The 16,970-nt window shown below is 74.5% G+C and carries 13 protein-coding genes; 10 read left to right on the plus strand and 3 right to left on the minus strand.

What is annotated here, in order from left to right:
• Nucleotides 1–189 precede the first annotated feature (189 nt).
• The 3 genes from hisI to GA0070215_RS12370 are packed head-to-tail and all read left to right on the plus strand — an operon-like array spanning nucleotide 190 to nucleotide 2,707.
• A complete protein-coding gene (gene hisI / locus GA0070215_RS29010; protein WP_026267834.1) occupies nucleotides 190–603 on the plus strand; it encodes a phosphoribosyl-AMP cyclohydrolase in 414 nt (137 codons plus the stop codon).
• The gene (locus tag GA0070215_RS12365; protein ID WP_091045393.1) at nucleotides 600–2,153 is read left to right on the plus strand and encodes an anthranilate synthase component I; all 1,554 of its coding nucleotides are present in this window, start codon (nucleotides 600–602) and stop codon (nucleotides 2,151–2,153) included. Before hisI ends, GA0070215_RS12365 begins: the two co-directional genes overlap by 4 nt.
• Nucleotides 2,150–2,707: a Trp biosynthesis-associated membrane protein gene (locus GA0070215_RS12370; protein ID WP_091045396.1), complete on the plus strand. Its 558-nt coding sequence runs from the start codon at nucleotides 2,150–2,152 to the stop codon at nucleotides 2,705–2,707. The genes GA0070215_RS12365 and GA0070215_RS12370 overlap by 4 nt, the downstream gene beginning before the upstream one ends.
• On the opposite strand, the gene GA0070215_RS12375 is transcribed toward GA0070215_RS12370, so the two are convergent.
• Entirely contained in the window at nucleotides 2,700–2,975 is a 276-nt protein-coding gene (locus GA0070215_RS12375; protein ID WP_026267833.1) for a hypothetical protein, read from the minus strand. The two genes, GA0070215_RS12370 and GA0070215_RS12375, sit on opposite strands and share 8 nt — an antisense overlap.
• 445 nt (nucleotides 2,976–3,420) lie before the next feature.
• Between GA0070215_RS12375 and trpC the strand changes: the two genes are divergently transcribed.
• The 3 genes from trpC to trpA are packed head-to-tail and all read left to right on the plus strand — an operon-like array spanning nucleotide 3,421 to nucleotide 6,293.
• On the plus strand, nucleotides 3,421–4,224 hold the full coding sequence (gene trpC / locus GA0070215_RS12380; RefSeq protein ID WP_208600337.1) for an indole-3-glycerol phosphate synthase TrpC: 804 nt from the start codon (nucleotides 3,421–3,423) through the stop codon (nucleotides 4,222–4,224).
• Between the two features lie 34 nt (nucleotides 4,225–4,258).
• A complete protein-coding gene (gene trpB, locus GA0070215_RS12385; protein ID WP_091045399.1) occupies nucleotides 4,259–5,485 on the plus strand; it encodes a tryptophan synthase subunit beta in 1,227 nt (408 codons plus the stop codon).
• 4 nt (nucleotides 5,486–5,489) lie between these two features.
• The gene (gene trpA / locus GA0070215_RS12390; protein ID WP_018785208.1) at nucleotides 5,490–6,293 is read left to right on the plus strand and encodes a tryptophan synthase subunit alpha; all 804 of its coding nucleotides are present in this window, start codon (nucleotides 5,490–5,492) and stop codon (nucleotides 6,291–6,293) included.
• A 146-nt stretch (nucleotides 6,294–6,439) separates the two neighbouring features.
• On the opposite strand, the gene GA0070215_RS12395 is transcribed toward trpA, so the two are convergent.
• Nucleotides 6,440–6,991 (minus strand): NUDIX hydrolase, encoded by a 552-nt coding sequence (locus tag GA0070215_RS12395; protein WP_018785207.1) that lies wholly within the window; start codon nucleotides 6,989–6,991, stop codon nucleotides 6,440–6,442.
• Between the two features lie 102 nt (nucleotides 6,992–7,093).
• Between GA0070215_RS12395 and lgt the strand changes: the two genes are divergently transcribed.
• Both lgt and GA0070215_RS12405 read left to right on the plus strand, forming a co-directional pair.
• Nucleotides 7,094–8,299 (plus strand): prolipoprotein diacylglyceryl transferase, encoded by a 1,206-nt coding sequence (lgt, locus tag GA0070215_RS12400; RefSeq protein WP_091045401.1) that lies wholly within the window; start codon nucleotides 7,094–7,096, stop codon nucleotides 8,297–8,299.
• 11 nt (nucleotides 8,300–8,310) lie between these two features.
• On the plus strand, nucleotides 8,311–9,498 hold the full coding sequence (locus tag GA0070215_RS12405; RefSeq protein WP_091045404.1) for an FAD-dependent oxidoreductase: 1,188 nt from the start codon (nucleotides 8,311–8,313) through the stop codon (nucleotides 9,496–9,498).
• Nucleotides 9,499–9,577: 79 nt separating this feature from the next.
• On the opposite strand, the gene GA0070215_RS12410 is transcribed toward GA0070215_RS12405, so the two are convergent.
• Nucleotides 9,578–10,420, minus strand: a complete 843-nt coding sequence (locus GA0070215_RS12410; RefSeq protein WP_091045407.1) for a GNAT family N-acetyltransferase — start codon at nucleotides 10,418–10,420, stop codon at nucleotides 9,578–9,580.
• Nucleotides 10,421–10,565: 145 nt separating this feature from the next.
• Between GA0070215_RS12410 and gltB the strand changes: the two genes are divergently transcribed.
• Together gltB and GA0070215_RS12420 are read left to right on the plus strand one after the other, a co-directional pair.
• Nucleotides 10,566–15,251, plus strand: coding sequence for a glutamate synthase large subunit (gene gltB / locus GA0070215_RS12415; RefSeq protein ID WP_091045411.1), 4,686 nt, complete (start codon nucleotides 10,566–10,568; stop codon nucleotides 15,249–15,251).
• Nucleotides 15,244–16,758, plus strand: coding sequence for a glutamate synthase subunit beta (locus GA0070215_RS12420; RefSeq protein WP_091045414.1), 1,515 nt, complete (start codon nucleotides 15,244–15,246; stop codon nucleotides 16,756–16,758). The genes gltB and GA0070215_RS12420 overlap by 8 nt, the downstream gene beginning before the upstream one ends.
• The last annotated feature ends 212 nt before the right edge of the window (nucleotides 16,759–16,970 follow it).

Here is a 16,970-nt window from a genome sequence, read left to right on the forward strand (position 1 = left end):
ATCCTCCCGCTGATCCGCCCGTACGCGGACGAGATCGCCGCCACCCACGGCGCGGACCTGGCCGAGGCGCTGGTCGACGGCCGGGTGGACCGCTACCTCGGCGAGTTGGGCCGGGTGCTGCGGACGGTGCCGCCCGCCTCCCGGGACACGTCGGCGGTGCCCGGGCCGCGTGCGGGAGAATGGTCAACCGTGCCCGCCCCTGACGCGCCGCTGACCGGCGCCCCCGCTCCCGGCCCGGCCCGTCCGTCCCGGCTCGACCCGGCCATCGCGGCCAAGCTCCGCCGGACCCCGGACGGCCTCGTCGCCGCCGTGGTCCGCGCCCACGACTCGGGCGAGGTGCTGATGGTCGCCTGGATGGACGACGAGGCGCTGCACCGCACGCTCACCACCGGGCGGGCCACCTACTGGTCGCGCAGCCGCGGCGAGTACTGGGTCAAGGGCGCCACCTCGGGCAACCACCAGTACGTGCGCTCGGTGGCCCTCGACTGCGACGGCGACGCGTTGCTGGTCGGCGTCGAGCAGGTCGGCGCCGCCTGCCACACCGGGCAGCGCACCTGCTTCTTCACCGACCTGCCGGTCAGCTCGCCGGAGGTGACCCCGTGACCGACGGCGCGGTCAGCCCGGACCGGTCCACCTTCGCCGACCTGGCCGCCCGCTGGCGGGTCGTGCCGGTGACCCGGCGGCTGCTCGCCGACGCGGAGACGCCGGTCGGGGTCTACCGCAAGCTGGCCGGCGGTCCCGGCTCGTTCCTGCTGGAGTCCGCCGAGCAGGGCGTCGGCTCGGCCGGCACCACCTGGTCGCGCTACTCGTTCATCGGCGTCCGCAGCAGCGCCACGCTCACCGAGCGCGACGGCGCGGCGAGCTGGACCGGCACACCACCGGCGGGCGTGCCCACCGGCGGCGACCCGGTCACCGTGCTCCGCGAGACCGTCGCCGCGCTCGCCGGGCCGGGCTGGGATCCGGCCGGTGACATGCCGCCGCTGACCGGCGGCCTGGTCGGCTACCTCGCCTACGACCTGGTCCGCCGCTTCGAGCGCCTGCCCGAGCTGACCGGGGACGAGCTGGACGTGCCCGAGCTGGGCATGATGCTCGCGACCGACCTGGTGGTCCTCGACCACTACGAGGGCTCCGCGATCCTGGTCGCCAACGCGGTGCTGCCGCCGCTCGACGACAGCGGCCGGGCGCAGTGGGTCGAGGCCGCGTACCACCACGCCGTCGGGCGCCTCGACGCGATGACCACAGCGCTGTCCCGGCCGATTCCGCCCATGGTCTCGACCGTCGGGCGCCCCGGCGTCGGCGAGGTGGTCAGCCGCACCCCCGAGGGCGGCTACCCGGAGGCGGTGGAGGCGGCCAAGGAGGCGATCCGGGCCGGCGAGTGCTTCCAGATCGTGCTCAGCCAGCGCTTCGAGCGCCCCACCGACGCCGACCCGCTCGACGTCTACCGGGTGCTGCGCACCACGAACCCCAGCCCGTACATGTACCTGCTGCGCTTCGACGGCTTCGACATCGTCGGCTCGTCACCGGAGGCGCACCTCAAGGTCAGCGCCGGGCCGGACGGGCGGCGGCGGGCGCTGCTGCACCCGATCGCCGGCACCCGTCCGCGTGGCGGCTCCCCGGACGGCGACGCCAAGCTCGCCACCGAGCTGCTCGCCGACCCGAAGGAACGCGCCGAGCACGTGATGCTCGTCGACCTGGGCCGCAACGACCTGGGCCGGGTGTGCCGGCCGGGCACCGTCGAGGTGCCCGAGTTCGCCACCATCGAGCGCTACAGCCACGTCATGCACATCGTCTCCACAGTCGTCGGGGAGCTGCGCGACGACCGCACCGCGTTCGACGCGCTGGCCGCGACGTTCCCGGCCGGGACGCTCAGCGGTGCGCCCAAGGTGCGCGCCATGGAGATCATCGAGGAGCTGGAGCCGGTGCGGCGCGGTGTCTACGGTGGCACCGTCGGCTACTTCGCGTTCGGCGGCGACCTGGACATGGCCATCGCGATCCGGACCGCGCTGATCCGCGACGGCCGCGCCTACGTGCAGGCCGGCGCCGGGATCGTGGCCGATTCCGACCCCGCCGCCGAGGACCAGGAGACGCGCAGCAAGGCCGCCGCCGTCCTCGCCGCCATCGCGGCCGCCGAGACGCTGCGGGCGGCCCGGTGAGCGCGCCCGGCACCACCGCGCCGGCCGCCCGCGGCCGGCGCGGACTCGCGTACGCGGTGCTGCTCTGCCTGGCCGGCGCGGGCCTGGCCGGCTGGGCGGTGACCCGGACCTGGGCGGTCGAGGTGACCGCGCGGGGGTCGCTGCCGTCCGGACGGGCCGAGCGCACCGGCACGGAGCTGCTGCCCTGGGTGCTGGCGCTGACCTACGTGGGACTCGCCGGCGGTGGCGCGGTGCTCGCCACCCGGGGCCGGCTGCGCCGGCTGCTGGGTGTGCTGCTGGCGGGCGTCGGCGTGGCGGTGGCGGCCGGCGGCGGGATCGGCCTGACCGAGGCCGGGGTGAGTCTCCGGTGGCCGGCGCTGGTGCTGGCCGGGGGCCTGGCCCTGGCGGCCGGCGGCGCGTTCACCGCGCTGCGTGGCGACGGCTGGCCGGCGATGGGTGCCCGGTACGAGCGGCGGTCCGACCCGGCGGACGAGCCCGGCCGGCCGGCGGTCGAGCGTGGCACCCGGGACGCGTGGGACGCGCTGGACCGGGGCGAGGACCCGACGGTCAGCTGACCGGCTGCGCCTCGCGGGCGTCGCGCCGCTGCCGGGCCGCGGCCCGTGCGGCGGCCAGCTCCGCCACCAGCCGCTCCAGCTCGCGGCGCTGCGCGGCGCGGGCCCGGTCGGCGCAGACCGCCTCCCAGGCGTTGCCCCGGGCGGTACGCATCCGGCCGTCACCGGCCGCCGCGCGTTCGAGCGTGTGCACCACGCCGACGGCGAGCGAGGCGACGGTGCGGGAGATGGTGGTCAAGCCGATGGTCTGGGTCGGCCCGTTGGCGCTCATGGTCACCCCATCCGAGATCGTTGGCGACGGTCGGCAGCCGCCGGCGTCGAGTGTGCCCGACGACGATGCTCCCGGGCGGACGTTTCGCCGCAGTGAAGCACAGGTCAACGCTGTCGCACCGGGGGCGACCTGGGCAGGGCCGGAGGTCCTTGAGCTTGGTCACAGCGGTCGCCCGGAACCCGTCCTGCGGGCCCGGAACGATCGTGGTGAGATAGGGGATGGGTGACGGTCGATGCCAGCGGTGGCGCTGCGTGACATGGCGTTCACCGGAAGTCGGCCATCATGCCACAGCCCATGTCGTGAGGTGCGCCATACCCCCCGGCACTCGTCGCCAGGTGGCGCCCCCTAGCATCGGCCCATGACGCCCGGAGAGGGGAGTCCGTTGGTGACTGCTGAGCATGCGCACGAGGAGGGGGACGACGCCGGAGCGGCGCCGTCCGCAGGGGTGCTCGACGAGATCCTGGCCGGCGTGCGGGAGGACGTCGCCCGGCGCCAGGAGCAGGTTCCGCTGGAGCGGATCCGGGAACTGGCCGCTGCCGCGCCGCCACCGCTCGACGCGTACGCGGCCCTGCGCCGCCCCGGCGTCGCGGTGATCGCCGAGGTGAAGCGCTCGTCGCCGTCCAGGGGACGGCTGGCCGAGATCGCCGACCCGGCCGACCTGGCCGGGGACTACGCGGCAGGTGGCGCGCGGGCGATCAGCGTGCTGACCGAGGGCCGCTGGTTCGGCGGGTCGCTCGACGACCTCGCCGCGGTGCGGGCCGCGGTGAACGTGCCGGTGCTGCGCAAGGACTTCGTGGTCTCCAGCTACCAGGTGCACGAGGCCCGCGCGCACGGCGCCGACCTGGTGCTGCTGATCGTGGCCGCGCTGGAGCAGAACGCGCTGGTCGGGCTGCTGGAGCGGATCGAGTCCCTCGGCATGACCGCGCTGGTCGAGGTGCACACCGAGGAGGAGGCGGACCGCGCCCTGGAGGCCGGTGCGCAGGTGATCGGCGTGAACGCCCGCGACCTGCGTACCCTGGAGGTCGACCGTTCGGTGTTCGAGCGGATCGCGCCGGGCCTGCCGAGCAGCGTCGTCAAGATCGCCGAGTCCGGGGTGCGCGGTCCGCACGACCTGATCCGGTACGCCTCCGCCGGCGCCGACGCCGTGCTGGTGGGCGAGGGCCTGGTCACCCAGAAGAGCCCGCGCGAAGCGGTCGCCGAGCTGGTCAACGCCGGTAACCACCCGGCCACGCCCCGCCCGGTGCGCTGAGCCGCCGGGCACCCGATCCGAGAGGACGCCCGCGATGAGCGCCGCACCCGCAACCGGCCAGGTTCCCGACGCCGCCGGTCACTTCGGCCGGTTCGGCGGCCGGTTCGTCCCCGAGGCGCTCGTCGCCGCGCTCGACGAGCTGGACGCGGCGTACCGGAAGGCGATGGGCGACGAGGACTTCCTCGCCGAGTTCGACGCGCTGCTGCGCGACTACGCCGGTACGCCCTCGCTGCTCTACGAGGCCCGGCGGTTCTCCGCGCGGGTCGGCGCGCGGATCCTGCTCAAGCGGGAGGACCTCAACCACACCGGCGCGCACAAGGTCCGCAACGTGCTGGGCCAGGCGCTGCTCACCAAGCGGATGGGCAAGCGGCGGGTCATCGCGGAGACCGGCGCCGGTCAGCACGGCGTCGCCACCGCCACCGCCGCCGCCCTGTTCGACCTGGAATGCGTCGTCTACATGGGCCAGGTGGACACCGAGCGGCAGGCGCTGAACGTGGCCCGGATGCGGATGCTCGGCGCCACAGTCGTCCCGGTGACGACCGGCTCGCGCACGCTCAAGGACGCGATGAACGAGGCGATGCGGGACTGGGTCGCCAACGTCGAGGACACCCACTACCTGATCGGCACCGCCGCCGGACCGCACCCGTTCCCGGAGATGGTCCGCGACTTCGTGCGCGGCATCGGCGAGGAGGCGCGCCGGCAGTGCCTGGACCTGACCGGCGCGCTGCCGGACGCGGTGGCGGCCTGCGTCGGCGGCGGCTCCAACGCGCTGGGCATCTTCCACGCGTTCGTGCCCGACGCCGGGGTCCGGCTCTACGGCTTCGAGGCCGGCGGTGAGGGTGTCGGCACCGGCCGGCACGCCGCCAGCATCACCGGCGGCTCGTCCGGCGTGCTGCACGGCACCCGCACGTACGTCCTCCAGGACGCCGACGGGCAGACCATCGAGTCGCACTCGATCTCGGCCGGCCTGGACTACCCGGGCGTCGGCCCGGAGCACGCCTGGCTGCACGACACCGGCCGGGCCACCTACCTGCCGGTGGACGACGCCGACGCGATGGCCGCGTTCGAGTTGCTCTGCCGCACCGAGGGCGTGATCCCGGCGATCGAGAGCGCACACGCGCTCGCCGGCGCCCGTGCGATCGCCCCCCGGCTCGCCGAGGAGCTGGGCCGGGAACCGGTGATCGTGGTCAACCTGTCCGGCCGGGGCGACAAGGACGTGCACACCGCCGGCGCGTACTTCGGCATCCTCGACAAGGAGTGACAGCGTGAGCCGCATCGGGGTCGCCTTCGACAAGGCGCGGGCGGACGGGCGGGCGGTGCTGGTCGGCTGCATGCCGGCGGGCTTCCCGACCGTCGAGGGCAGCATCGCCGCCATGAAGGCCATGGTCGAGGCGGGCGTGGACGTCATCGAGGTGGAGATCCCGTACTCCGACCCGGTGATGGACGGCCCGGTGATCCAGAAGGCGAGCGACATCGCGCTCGCCGGCGGCGTCCGCGTCGCCGACGCGCTGCGCGTCGTCGAGGCGGTCGCCGCGACCGGGGCGAGCGTGGTCACCATGACCTACTGGAACCCCATCGAGCAGTACGGCGTGGACGCGTTCGCCCGCGACATGGCCGCCGCCGGTGGCACCGGCCTGATCACGCCCGACCTGATCCCGGACGAGGCCGCCGAGTGGCTGGCCGCCTCCGACGCGCACGGCCTGGACCGCACGTTCCTGGTTTCGCCGTCCTCGACCGACGCGCGGCTGCGGATGACTGTCGAGCACTGCCGCGGCTTCGTCTACGCCACCGCGATCATGGGGGTCACCGGCGCCCGCGCGCAGACCTCCGAGGCGGCACCGGTCCTGGTCTCCCGGCTGCGCGAGGTCACCGACATCCCGGTCGGCGTGGGGCTGGGCGTGGGCACCGGCGCGCAGGCCGCCACCGTCGCCGGGTACGCGGACGCGGTGATCGTGGGCAGCGCGCTGGTCCGTTGCGTGCTGGACGCTCCGGACCAGGCGGCCGGCCTGACCGCGCTGCGCAAGCTCAGCGCCGAGTTGGCCGACGGCGTCCGCAACCCCGCCCGCTGACGGCCGGTTCGCCGAGGCTGCGCTGTCCAGCCCCGGCCGCACCGGGGCCACCTGCTTGATCGACTCCATTCCGCCGACCTGGCGTGGTCATGGACGCCAGGACCGCCACTTCGCCGAACTGGTGCCGATCATGCGCGAGCGGGTGGTCAGCGGCTACTGCTGTCGGCCTGCTCGGATGCGCGCTGGCCGGGCGGGGCGGGCCGCCCGTCGCCGGGCGGTCCGTCGCCGGGTGGCGTGAACGCGTCGGCGGCGGTGGTGCGGCGCAGCACGCCGGAGCGCCCGGCGAGCGCGTCCGCGACCGCCGCGCGCGTCGTGGGGGTGAGCGCGCCGGGCAGCCCGTCCGCGGGCCACCACTCCGCCAGACAGCCGGCCACCGGCTCACCCGGCGGATCGGCGCCGGCCGGCGCGGCGCGGAACACGTGCACCAGCACGTCCGGCCGCCCGCCGCACCGCCCGGCCGGCGGCGCGGGCGCCTGCGGATCGGTGACCCGGTAGAGGCCCACCAGGTCGGCCGGCGTCACCGCCCAGCCGGTCTCCGCGCGGACCGCCCGGACGACGGCGTCCGCCGGGCTCTCGTCGTGGCGCAGCCGCCCGCCCGGCAACCCCCAGCGGCGGGCCCCCGCGGACCGGCGGCACAGCAGCAGCCGGCCGGACCCGTCGGTGACGACGGCGGCGACAGCCCAGGTGAGCGGGCTCATGGACAAAGAGCCTACGACCGTGCAAACCAGAAGTCATCCCACCCGCGCGGCAGGCGGCCCGGGGTGCCGCACACACGGTCCGCACCGGTACCGTGTGCACCCGTGACCCTCGCCCCGATGACCCCACTGGCGGCCATGCCCAGCCCCAGCACCGCTGTCTGGCAGCTCGGTCCGGTTCCGATCCGGGCGTACGCGCTCTGCATCATCCTCGGCATCGTGGTGGCCTGCGTGGTCACCGAGTACCGGCTGCGTCGGCGCGGTGTGGCGCCGGGCGCGGTGCTGGACATCGCCGTCTGGGCCGTGCCCGCGGGCATCGTCGGCGCGCGGATCTACCACGTGATCACCTCGCCGGAGAAATACTTCGGCGCCGGTGGTGAGCCGATCAAGGCGCTCTACATCTGGGAGGGCGGCCTCGGCATCTGGGGTGCGGTGGCCGGTGGCGCGGTCGGCGCGTGGCTTGCCGCGCGGCAGCTCGGCATCCCGTTCGCCGTCGTCGCCGACGCGCTGGCGCCGGGGCTGCCCCTGGCGCAGGCCGTCGGCCGCCTGGGCAACTGGTTCAACAACGAGCTGTACGGCGGGCGGACCACGCTGCCGTGGGGCCTGGAGGTGCACGTCATGGACCCGGACAACCCGGGTCACGCGCTGCGCGACGACGCCGGCAACCCGGTGCTCCAGCCCGGGCTCTACCACCCGACGTTCCTCTACGAGGCGCTCTGGAACGTGGGTGTCGCCGCGCTGGTGCTGTTCCTCGACCGCAGGCTGCGGCTCGGCCGCGGCCGGGCGTTCGCGCTCTACGTGATGGGCTACACGGCGGGCCGGTTCTGGATCGAGCTGATGCGCACCGACGAGGCGAACCTGATCCTCGGCGTACGCCTCAACGTCTGGACGGCCGCGCTGGTCTTCCTCGGCGCGCTCGCCTACTTCGTCCGGGTCCGCGGACCCCGCGAATACCTGGTGCCGGTGGGCGAGCCGGCCCCCGCGGCGGCCCCGGCGGGCGACGTGTCCCAGGTCGACCTCTCCGCCCGGGAGGCCACCGCCCGGCCGGCCGCGCCCGAGGGATACCGGGTGGTGAGCGAGGAGCAGTTCGACGCGTACCGGACGACCGGTGTGCTGCCCCCGGCCGACGACGAACCGGCGCGGGCCGAGTCCGCCGCCGACGGCGACGCGACGGGCGGCGCGGACGGCGGCGACAGCGCGAACGCCGACCGGGCGGACGGCGACGACACCGATCCGGAGCGGGCGGACGCGGAGCGCACGAACGCCGGCCGGGCCGACGGCGGCGGGCGCCCGGCGGACCGGGACAGCTGAGCGGGGGAGTCATGCGCAGCGCGGTGGTGGTCGGCGCCGGCCTCGGCGGAATGGCGGCGGCCGGTGTGCTGGCCCGGTCGGGCTGGCAGGTCACGCTGCTGGAACGCGCCGACCGGGTCCGTCCGGAGCCGACCGCCGTGGTGCTCTGGCCCAACGGGGTACGCGCGCTGCGCGCTCTCGGACTGGGCGACGGGCTGGACGCGATCGCCACCCCGCTGCCCGACGGCGGCGTGCGCCGCCCGGACGGCCACTGGCTGGTGCAGGCCCGGTCCATGCCGGCCGAGCGGATGCCGGTGGTGGTGCACCGGGAGGACCTGCACGACGCGCTCATCGCCGGCTTGGGCGACCGGGTCGAACTGCGGACCGGCGTGACGGTGCGGACCGTACGCGCGGTGTCGGGTGAGCGCCCGGCGGTGGGCGACGGCCGGCACACCTACGAGGCGGACCTGGTGGTGGCCGCCGACGGCACGGACAGCGAGGTCCGCCGGCACCTCGCCCCGGAGACCGCAGTGGTCAGTTCCGGGTGCGCCGCCTGGCGGGCGGTCATCCCCTGGTACCGGGCCCCGCAACTGCCCGACGACCAGCCGGTGCACGGCGAGACGCTCGGTGCCGGGTACCGCTTCCTGGCCGCCTCGCTCGGCGAGCGGGGCACGGCGGGCGCGTCCCGCCGGGGCGGCGTCTACTGGGTCGCCACGGCCGCCGGCGCGCCCCGCCCGGAACCGCCGGAGATCCAGCTCGCGCTGCTCAAACGCTGGTTCGCGGGCTGGCCCGCCCCGATCGGCACGCTGCTGGAGGCGACCGACCCGGAGGACGTGGTGCAGCAGGAGATCCGCGAGCTGCGCCCGCTGCCCAAGGCGTACGGCTTCCCGGCCGGCCCGGGCGGCGTGGTGCTGCTCGGCGACGCCGCGCACGCCATGCCGCCGCACCTCGGGCAGGGCGCCTGCCTGGCGTTCGAGGACGCGGCGACGCTGGCCGGGCTGCTGCGGGAGTCGCGGCTGCCGGACGCGGTGGCCGGGTACGACAGGTTGCGCCGCCCCCGCGCGGCCACGATGGTCCGGCAGACCCGGCGGATGTCGGCGGTCCTCCAGGCCCGGGGCCGGCTGGCGCTGCGCGCCCGGGACGCCGCGCTGGGCACGATCAGCCCGCGGCTGCGCAACACCGCCGCCGCGGCGGCTGCCGCCTGGCAGCCGCCGTCCTGACCGTGCCGCCGCGAGCCGGCCTCTCGGCGGCCCGGCCCCGGTGGTGCGGGCTCGGGGACCACGCGGGCCGGGCGGGTGCTCAGATGACGGCGGTGGGCTCGGCGATGCAGGCGGTACCCACCCGGCGGAACCCGACCCGCAGGTAGACGCGGGCGATGTCCTCGCTGCCGGCGCTCAGGAAGATCAGGTCGGTACCGGCGGCGCGCAGCTCCCGGGCGAGGGTGGCGGTCACCGCCGCGCCGAGCCCGCGCTGCCGGGCGGTGGGCAGCGTGGCCACGCCGGCGATCTCCGCCACGTCGTCCACCCGCATCGCCATTCCGCTGGCGAGCGCGCCCTCGTCGGGCGTCTCGGCGAGCACCGAGATGCGCCGCCCGTCGGCGACCCGGGTCGCCTCCTCCTCCAGCGCGGCCACGTCCAGCTGGGCGAGGGCGGCGTCCCGCTCGGCCGGTCCGGCTTCGCCGCGCGCGGTGCCGCCGTTGGCGAAGCCGACCGCCGCGACGGCCCGCCGCAGCGCGATGTCCGCCGCGAAGCCGGGGCCGGCGGGGTCCAGCACCCGCACCGGTACGGCGCTGAACATCCCCGGCTCGGGCAGCCGCTCCGGCTCCAGCAGCATCAGCGGCGCCTCCAGCACGCTGAGTCCGGCCGAGCGGGCCACCGCCAGCAGGTCGGGCTGGTGCTCGTGCACCCACTCGAACGTTTCCGGCAGGCCCAGCTCCCGTTGCCGTTCGCGGACCGCCGTCACGTCGGCCAGCGTGGGCGCCTCGGTGGCGTCGAGCCGGGGCCGGGCGTAGAACGGCCAGCCCGCCCCGTCCCGGACGAACAGCACCAGGGCGCCGTAATCCTCGGTCCGGGCCCCGTCGCGGGGCACCGCGTCGTAGAACCGCTCCAACCGGTCGAGTGTGTCAGCACGTGCGAGATCCACCGCGCGAGACTACACGTCCCAGCATCTGGAAGTGTGATCAATCTGAACTGGCCTTGCGCCGGAAGCCCTAACGTAGACTCAATAAACCGCAGAGGGCCGACGTCGTCCCCATCATGATCGAACCTGAGTGACGACAGGAGGCCCGGTGGCCTTTCCGTACCCTCACAGCCCGCAGCCGGCCCCACAGACGACCGGGCTCTACGACCCCGCGTACGAGCACGACGCCTGCGGCGTGGCCTTCGTGGCCGACCTGCACGGACGGCGCTCGCACCAGGTCGTCGCGAACGGCCTCGGGGCGCTGTGCCGGCTGGACCACCGGGGCGCCCGGGGCGCGGAGCACAACACCGGGGACGGCGCCGGGATCATGATCCAGGTGCCGGACGCGTTCCTGCGCGCCACCGTCGACTTCCCGCTGCCCCCGGCCGGCCAGTACGCCACCGGCCTGGTGTTCCTGCCCGACGACGACGCGGCCGAGGCCCGCGCCCGCCAGGTGATCGACAAGTACGCGCTGGTCGAGGGCGCCGACGTGCTCGGCTGGCGGGAGGTGCCGACCGACCCGTCCGGCCTGGGCGAGACCGCGCTCGCGGCGATGCCCCGGGTCCGGCAACTGTTCGTGGCCGCGAACCGGCTGACCGGCTCGCCGGACGGCCCGGCCGGCTCCCCGCTGACCGGGCTCGACCTGGACCGGGTGGCGTTCTGCCTGCGCAAGCAGGTCGAGCGGGAGACCGCCGAGCGGGGCGTGCCGGCGTACTTCCCGTCGCTGTCCGGCCGCACCATGGTGTGGAAGGGCATGCTCACCCCGGACCAGCTCCCGGCGTTCTACCCGGAGCTGACCGACGAGCGGGTGGTCAGCGCCATCGCGCTGGTGCACTCGCGCTTCTCCACGAACACGTTCCCGTCCTGGCCGCTGGCGCACCCGTACCGGTTCATCGCGCACAACGGCGAGATCAACACGATCCGCGGCAACCGGAACTGGATGCAGGCCCGCGAGGCCCTGCTCCGGAGTCCGAGCATCCCCGGCAACATCCGCCGGGTCTTCCCGGTCTGCACGCCCGCCGCGTCCGACTCGGCCAACTTCGACGCGGTGCTCGAACTGCTGCACCTGGCCGGGCGGAGCCTGCCGCACGCGGTGCTCATGATGATCCCCGAAGCGTGGGAGAACGACCCGGACATGCGCGCCGACAAGCGCGCGTTCTACCGATTCCACGCCAGCCTGATGGAGCCGTGGGACGGCCCGGCGTCGGTCGCGTTCACCGACGGCGAGGTCGTCGGCGCGGTGCTGGACCGCAACGGCCTGCGCCCGGGCCGCTGGTGGCACACCACCGACGGCCTGGTGGTGCTCGGCAGCGAGGCGGGCGTGCTCGACCTGGACCCGGCCACGGTGGTCGCCAAGGGCCGCCTCCAGCCGGGCAAGATGTTCCTCGTCGACACCGTCAACGGCCGGATCGTCTCCGACGACGAGATCAAGACGGAGCTGGCGGCCGAGCAGCCGTACCAGGAGTGGCTGCACGCCGGCCTGATCGAACTGGACGACCTGCCGCCGCGCGAGCACATCGTCTACACCCACGACTCGGTACGCCGCCGCCAGCAGACGTTCGGCTACACCGAGGAGGAGCTGAAGATCCTGCTCGGCCCGATGGCCCGCAGCGGCGCCGAGCCGATCGGCTCGATGGGCACGGACACGCCGATCGCCCCGCTGTCCACCCGGCCGCGGCTGCTCTACGACTACTTCCATCAGCTCTTCGCGCAGGTCACCAACCCGCCGCTGGACGCCATCCGGGAGGAGCTGGTGACCAGCCTGGCGTCCACCATCGGGCCGGAGGGCAACCTGCTCGACCCGGGCCCGGCGAGCTGCCGGCAGATCGTGCTGCCGTACCCGGTGATCGACAACGACGAGCTGGCCAAGATCCTGTCCATCGACGAGGACGGCGACCTGCCCGGCTTCAAGGCGGTCCGGGTCTCCGGGCTCTACCGCCTGCGCGACGGCGGCGCCGGCATCAAGACGCGGCTGACCGAGATCTGCCGGCACGTCTCCGAGGCGATCGAGGACGGCGTCCGCATCCTGGTGCTCTCCGACCGGGACTCCAACGCCGACCTGGCGCCGATCCCGTCGCTGCTGCTCACCGCCGCGGTGCACCAGCACCTGGTCCGCGAGCAGACCCGTACCCAGGTGGCGCTGGTCGTCGAGTCCGGCGACTGCCGCGAGGTGCACCACGCGGCCGTGCTGATCGGGTACGGCGCGGCGGCGGTCAACCCGTACCTGGCCTTCGAGTCGGTGGAGGACATGATCTCCACCGGCGTACTGACCGGCGTGGACCGGGTGAAGGCCGTCCGCAACTACGTCAAGGCGCTCGGCAAGGGCGTCCTGAAGATCATGTCCAAGATGGGCATCTCGACCGTGTCGTCGTACTGCGGCGCGCAGGTCTTCGAGGCCGTCGGCCTGGACACCCGCCTGGTCGACAGATACTTCCGCGGCACGCCGAGCACCATCGGCGGCATCGGACTGAACGAGATCCACGCCGAGGTGGCGGCCCGGCACACGCGGGCCTGGCCGGCGCCGGGCGCGCAGGCCACGGACCGGCTGGAGGTCGGCGGCGAGTACCAGTGGCGCCGCGAGGGCGAGCTGCACCTGTTCAACCCGGAGACGGTCTTCCTGCTCCAGCACGCCACCCGCAGCCGCCAGTACGACGTGTTCCGGCAGTACACCGCCAAGGTCGACGAGCTGGCCGCGCAGGCCGGCTCGCTGCGCGGGCTGTTCACGCTGCGCACCGGTGCACGCCCGCCGGTGCCGCTGGACGAGGTCGAGCCGGCCACCGAGATCGTCAAGCGGTTCGCCACCGGCGCCATGTCGTACGGGTCGATCTCGGCGGAGGCGCACGAGACGCTCGCCGTCGCGATGAACCGGCTCGGCGGCAAGTCCAACACCGGCGAGGGCGGGGAGGACGTCGAGCGGCTGCACGACCCGGCGCGGCGCTCCGCGGTCAAGCAGATCGCCAGCGGCCGGTTCGGCGTGACCAGCGAATACCTCGTCAACGCCGACGACCTCCAGATCAAGATGGCGCAGGGCGCGAAGCCCGGCGAGGGTGGTCAGCTGCCGGGCAACAAGGTCTGGCCGTGGATCGCCCGGACCCGGCACGCCACCCCGGGTGTCGGCCTCATCTCCCCGCCGCCGCACCACGACATCTACTCCATCGAGGACCTGGCCCAGCTCGTCCACGACCTGAAGTGCGTCAACCCGGCCGCCCGGGTGCACGTCAAGCTGGTCAGCGAGGTGGGCGTGGGCACCGTCGCGGCGGGCGTGGCCAAGCTCAAGGCCGACGTCATCCTGATCTCCGGGCACGACGGCGGCACCGGCGCGTCCCCGCTCAACTCGCTCAAGCACGCCGGTACGCCGTGGGAGCTGGGCCTGGCCGAGGCGCAGCAGACGCTGCTGCTCAACAAGCTGCGCGACCGGGTGACGGTGCAGGTCGACGGCCAGCTCAAGACCGGCCGGGACGTGCTGATCGCGGCGCTGCTCGGCGCCGAGGAGTTCGGCTTCGCCACCGCGCCGCTGATCGTCGAGGGCTGCGTGATGATGCGGGTGTGCCACCTGGACACCTGTCCGGTCGGCATCGCCACCCAGAACCCGGTGCTGCGCGAACGCTTCACCGGCCGCCCCGAGTTCGTGGAGAACTTCTTCCTCTTCCTCGCCGAGGAGGTCCGTGGTTACCTGGCCGAGCTGGGCTTCCGCAGCATCGACGAGGCGATCGGCCACACCGAGCTGCTCGACGTGGCCGGCGCGATCGACCACTGGAAGGGCCACGGGCTCGACCTGAGCCGCGTGCTGCACCTGCCGGAGCTGCCGGAGGGCGCGGCCCGCCGGGGCGTACGCGCCCAGGACCACGGCCTCGACGCGGCGCTTGACAACCGGCTCATCGAGCTGGCCGGTCCGGCGCTGCGCGACCGTACCCCGGTCCGGGTCGAGGTCGAGGTCCGCAACGAGCACCGCAGCGTCGGCGCGATGCTCGGCGGCGAGGTGACCCGCCGCTTCGGCGGCGACGGCCTGCCCGACGACACCGTCGAGTTCCTGCTGCGCGGCACCGCCGGCCAGTCGTTCGGCGCGTTCCTGCCGCGCGGTGTCACGCTGCGCCTGTACGGCGACGCCAACGACTACGTCGGTAAGGGACTGTCCGGCGGCCGGATCGTGGTCCGGCCGGACGCCGCCGCGCCGTTCGTCGGCGTCGACGCCGAGCCGGGCCGCCGCGCCGAGGACCAGATCATCGCCGGGAACACCATCCTGTACGGCGCCACCGGCGGCGAGGTGTTCCTGCGCGGCCGGGTGGGCGAGCGGTTCGCGGTCCGCAACTCCGGCGCCGTGGCCGTGGTCGAGGGCCTCGGCGACCACGGGTGCGAGTACATGACCGGCGGCACCGTCGTGGTGCTCGGGCCGACCGGGCGCAACTTCGCCGCCGGCATGTCCGGTGGCACCGCGTTCGTGCACCGGCTCGACCAGCGGCTCGTCAACGCCGAGCTGGTCGACCTGTCGCCGCTGCGCGACGAGGAACGCGACCGGCTGCACGAGCTGGTCCAGCGGCACTTCGCCGAGACGGACTCGGCGGTCGCCGAGGACCTGCTCAAGCGCTGGCCGCAGGCGGTGGAGGAGTTCACCGCCGTGGTGCCCCGGGACTACCGCCGGGTCATGGAGATCATGCGGGCCGCCGAAGCCGCCGGCCGAGACGTCGACGACGCGGTGATGAGTGCACTGGCGGCGACAGCCGCCCCGGCGGCTCAGCCGACCGCGTCCTTGCCACCCGCGCCCCGGGTGGTCGCCCAGGAGGTGGCTCGTGCCTGACCCGAACGGTTTCCTCCGCTACGACCGGCGGCTGCCGGCCCGCCGTCCGGTGCCGGTGCGCATCTCCGACTGGCGTGAGGTGTACCCGCCGGCCGGCGAGGAGCTGATCCGCGAGCAGGCCACCCGGTGCATGGACTGCGGCATCCCGTTCTGCCACAGCGACACCGCCGGGTGCCCTCTTGGAAATCGGATTCCGGACTGGAACGACCTGGTCCGCACCGGCAACTGGGACGCGGCGGTGGAGTCGCTGCACGCCACAAACAACTTCCCCGAGTTCACCGGCCGGCTCTGCCCGGCGCCGTGCGAGGCGGCCTGCGTGCTCGGCCTGGGCGGCCAGCAGCCGGTCACCATCAAGCAGGTCGAGGTGGAGATCGCCGACGCGGCGGTGGCCCGCGACGGCCTGCGACCCCGGCCCGCCTCCACGCCGACCGGCCGGTCGGTGGCGGTGGTCGGTTCCGGTCCGGCCGGGCTGGCGGCCGCGCAGCAGCTCGCCCGTGCCGGTCACACGGTCACCGTGTACGAGCGCGACGACGCGATCGGCGGCCTGCTCCGCTACGGCATCCCCGACTTCAAGCTGGAGAAGCAGCACATCGACAAGCGGCTGGCCCAGCTCACCGCCGAGGGCGTGCGCTTCCGGACCGGTGTGCACGTCGGCGTCGACGTGACCGCCGAGCAGATCCGCGCCGAGCACGACGCGGTGCTGCTGGCCTGCGGCGCGTTGCAGGGCCGGGACACCCCGGAGACGCCGGGCCGGGAACTGCGCGGCGTGCACCAGGCGATGTCGCACCTGGTCGCCGCGAACCGCGTGGTGGCCGCCGCCGGGGACGGGCGGCCCGCCCTCGCCGCGCTGCCCGACGGTACGCCGATCGACGCCGCCGGCAAGCACGTGGTGATCATCGGCGGTGGCGACACCGCCGCGGACTGCCTCGGTGTGGCGCACCGGCAGGGCGCGGCCGGCGTACACCAGCTCGACCTCTACCCGCAGCCGCCCACGGAGCGCGACGCGGCCCGCGACCCGTGGCCGACCTGGCCGTGGCTGCTGCGCAACTACCCGGCGCACGAGGAGGGCGGCGAGCGGGTCTTCGCGGTCGCCGTGCAGGAGTTCGTGGACGACGGCACCGGCCAGGTCCGCGCGGTCCGGATCGCCGAGGTGACAGTGAAGAAGGTGGACGGTCGCCGCATCGTCACGCCGCTGCCCGGCTCCGAGCGGGAGATCCCGGCCGACCTGGTGCTGCTCGCCATCGGCTTCGAGGGCACCGAGGAACAGCCGCTGCTGGCCCAGTTCGGGGTGACCCGCAACGGCCGGGGCGCGGTCGACGCCCGTGGGGACTGGCAGGCCGCCGACGGCGTCTTCGTCGCCGGTGACATGCACCGGGGCGCGTCGCTGATCGTGTGGGCGATCGCGGAGGGACGCGCCGCCGCGGCGGCGATCCACGCGTACCTCGGTGGGGTGGGCGAGCTGCCCGCCCCGGTCGACCCGGCCCGCCAGCCACTCGCCGCGCGCTGAAGGAAGGGCCCCCTCTTAACGCCTCCGGTAGAGGAGGGGGCCCTTCTTAACATCGCCGTCCGCACGGCGGCGGCGGTCGCACGGCGGGACGCGCTGCGGCGTCACCGGCAACCGGGTCGACGCATGTGAACGAATCTTCCCCGGCTCGCCGAACTCACCTGTTCTATTTCGGTGAATGTTTCGATAGCATTACCGACCAGTAACAGCACCGA

The organism is Micromonospora marina (assembly GCF_900091565.1).
GTDB lineage: Bacteria > Actinomycetota > Actinomycetes > Mycobacteriales > Micromonosporaceae > Micromonospora > Micromonospora marina.

Excerpts from the sequence above, each read along its gene's own strand:
- GA0070215_RS12375 (WP_026267833.1), bottom strand. The coding sequence starts at position 2,975 with ATGAGCGCCAACGGGCCGACCCAGACCATCGGCTTGACCACCATCTCC.
- trpB (WP_091045399.1), top strand. The coding sequence starts at position 4,259 with ATGAGCGCCGCACCCGCAACCGGCCAGGTTCCCGACGCCGCCGGTCAC.
- GA0070215_RS12395 (WP_018785207.1), bottom strand. The coding sequence starts at position 6,991 with ATGAGCCCGCTCACCTGGGCTGTCGCCGCCGTCGTCACCGACGGGTCC.
- GA0070215_RS12405 (WP_091045404.1), top strand. The coding sequence starts at position 8,311 with ATGCGCAGCGCGGTGGTGGTCGGCGCCGGCCTCGGCGGAATGGCGGCG.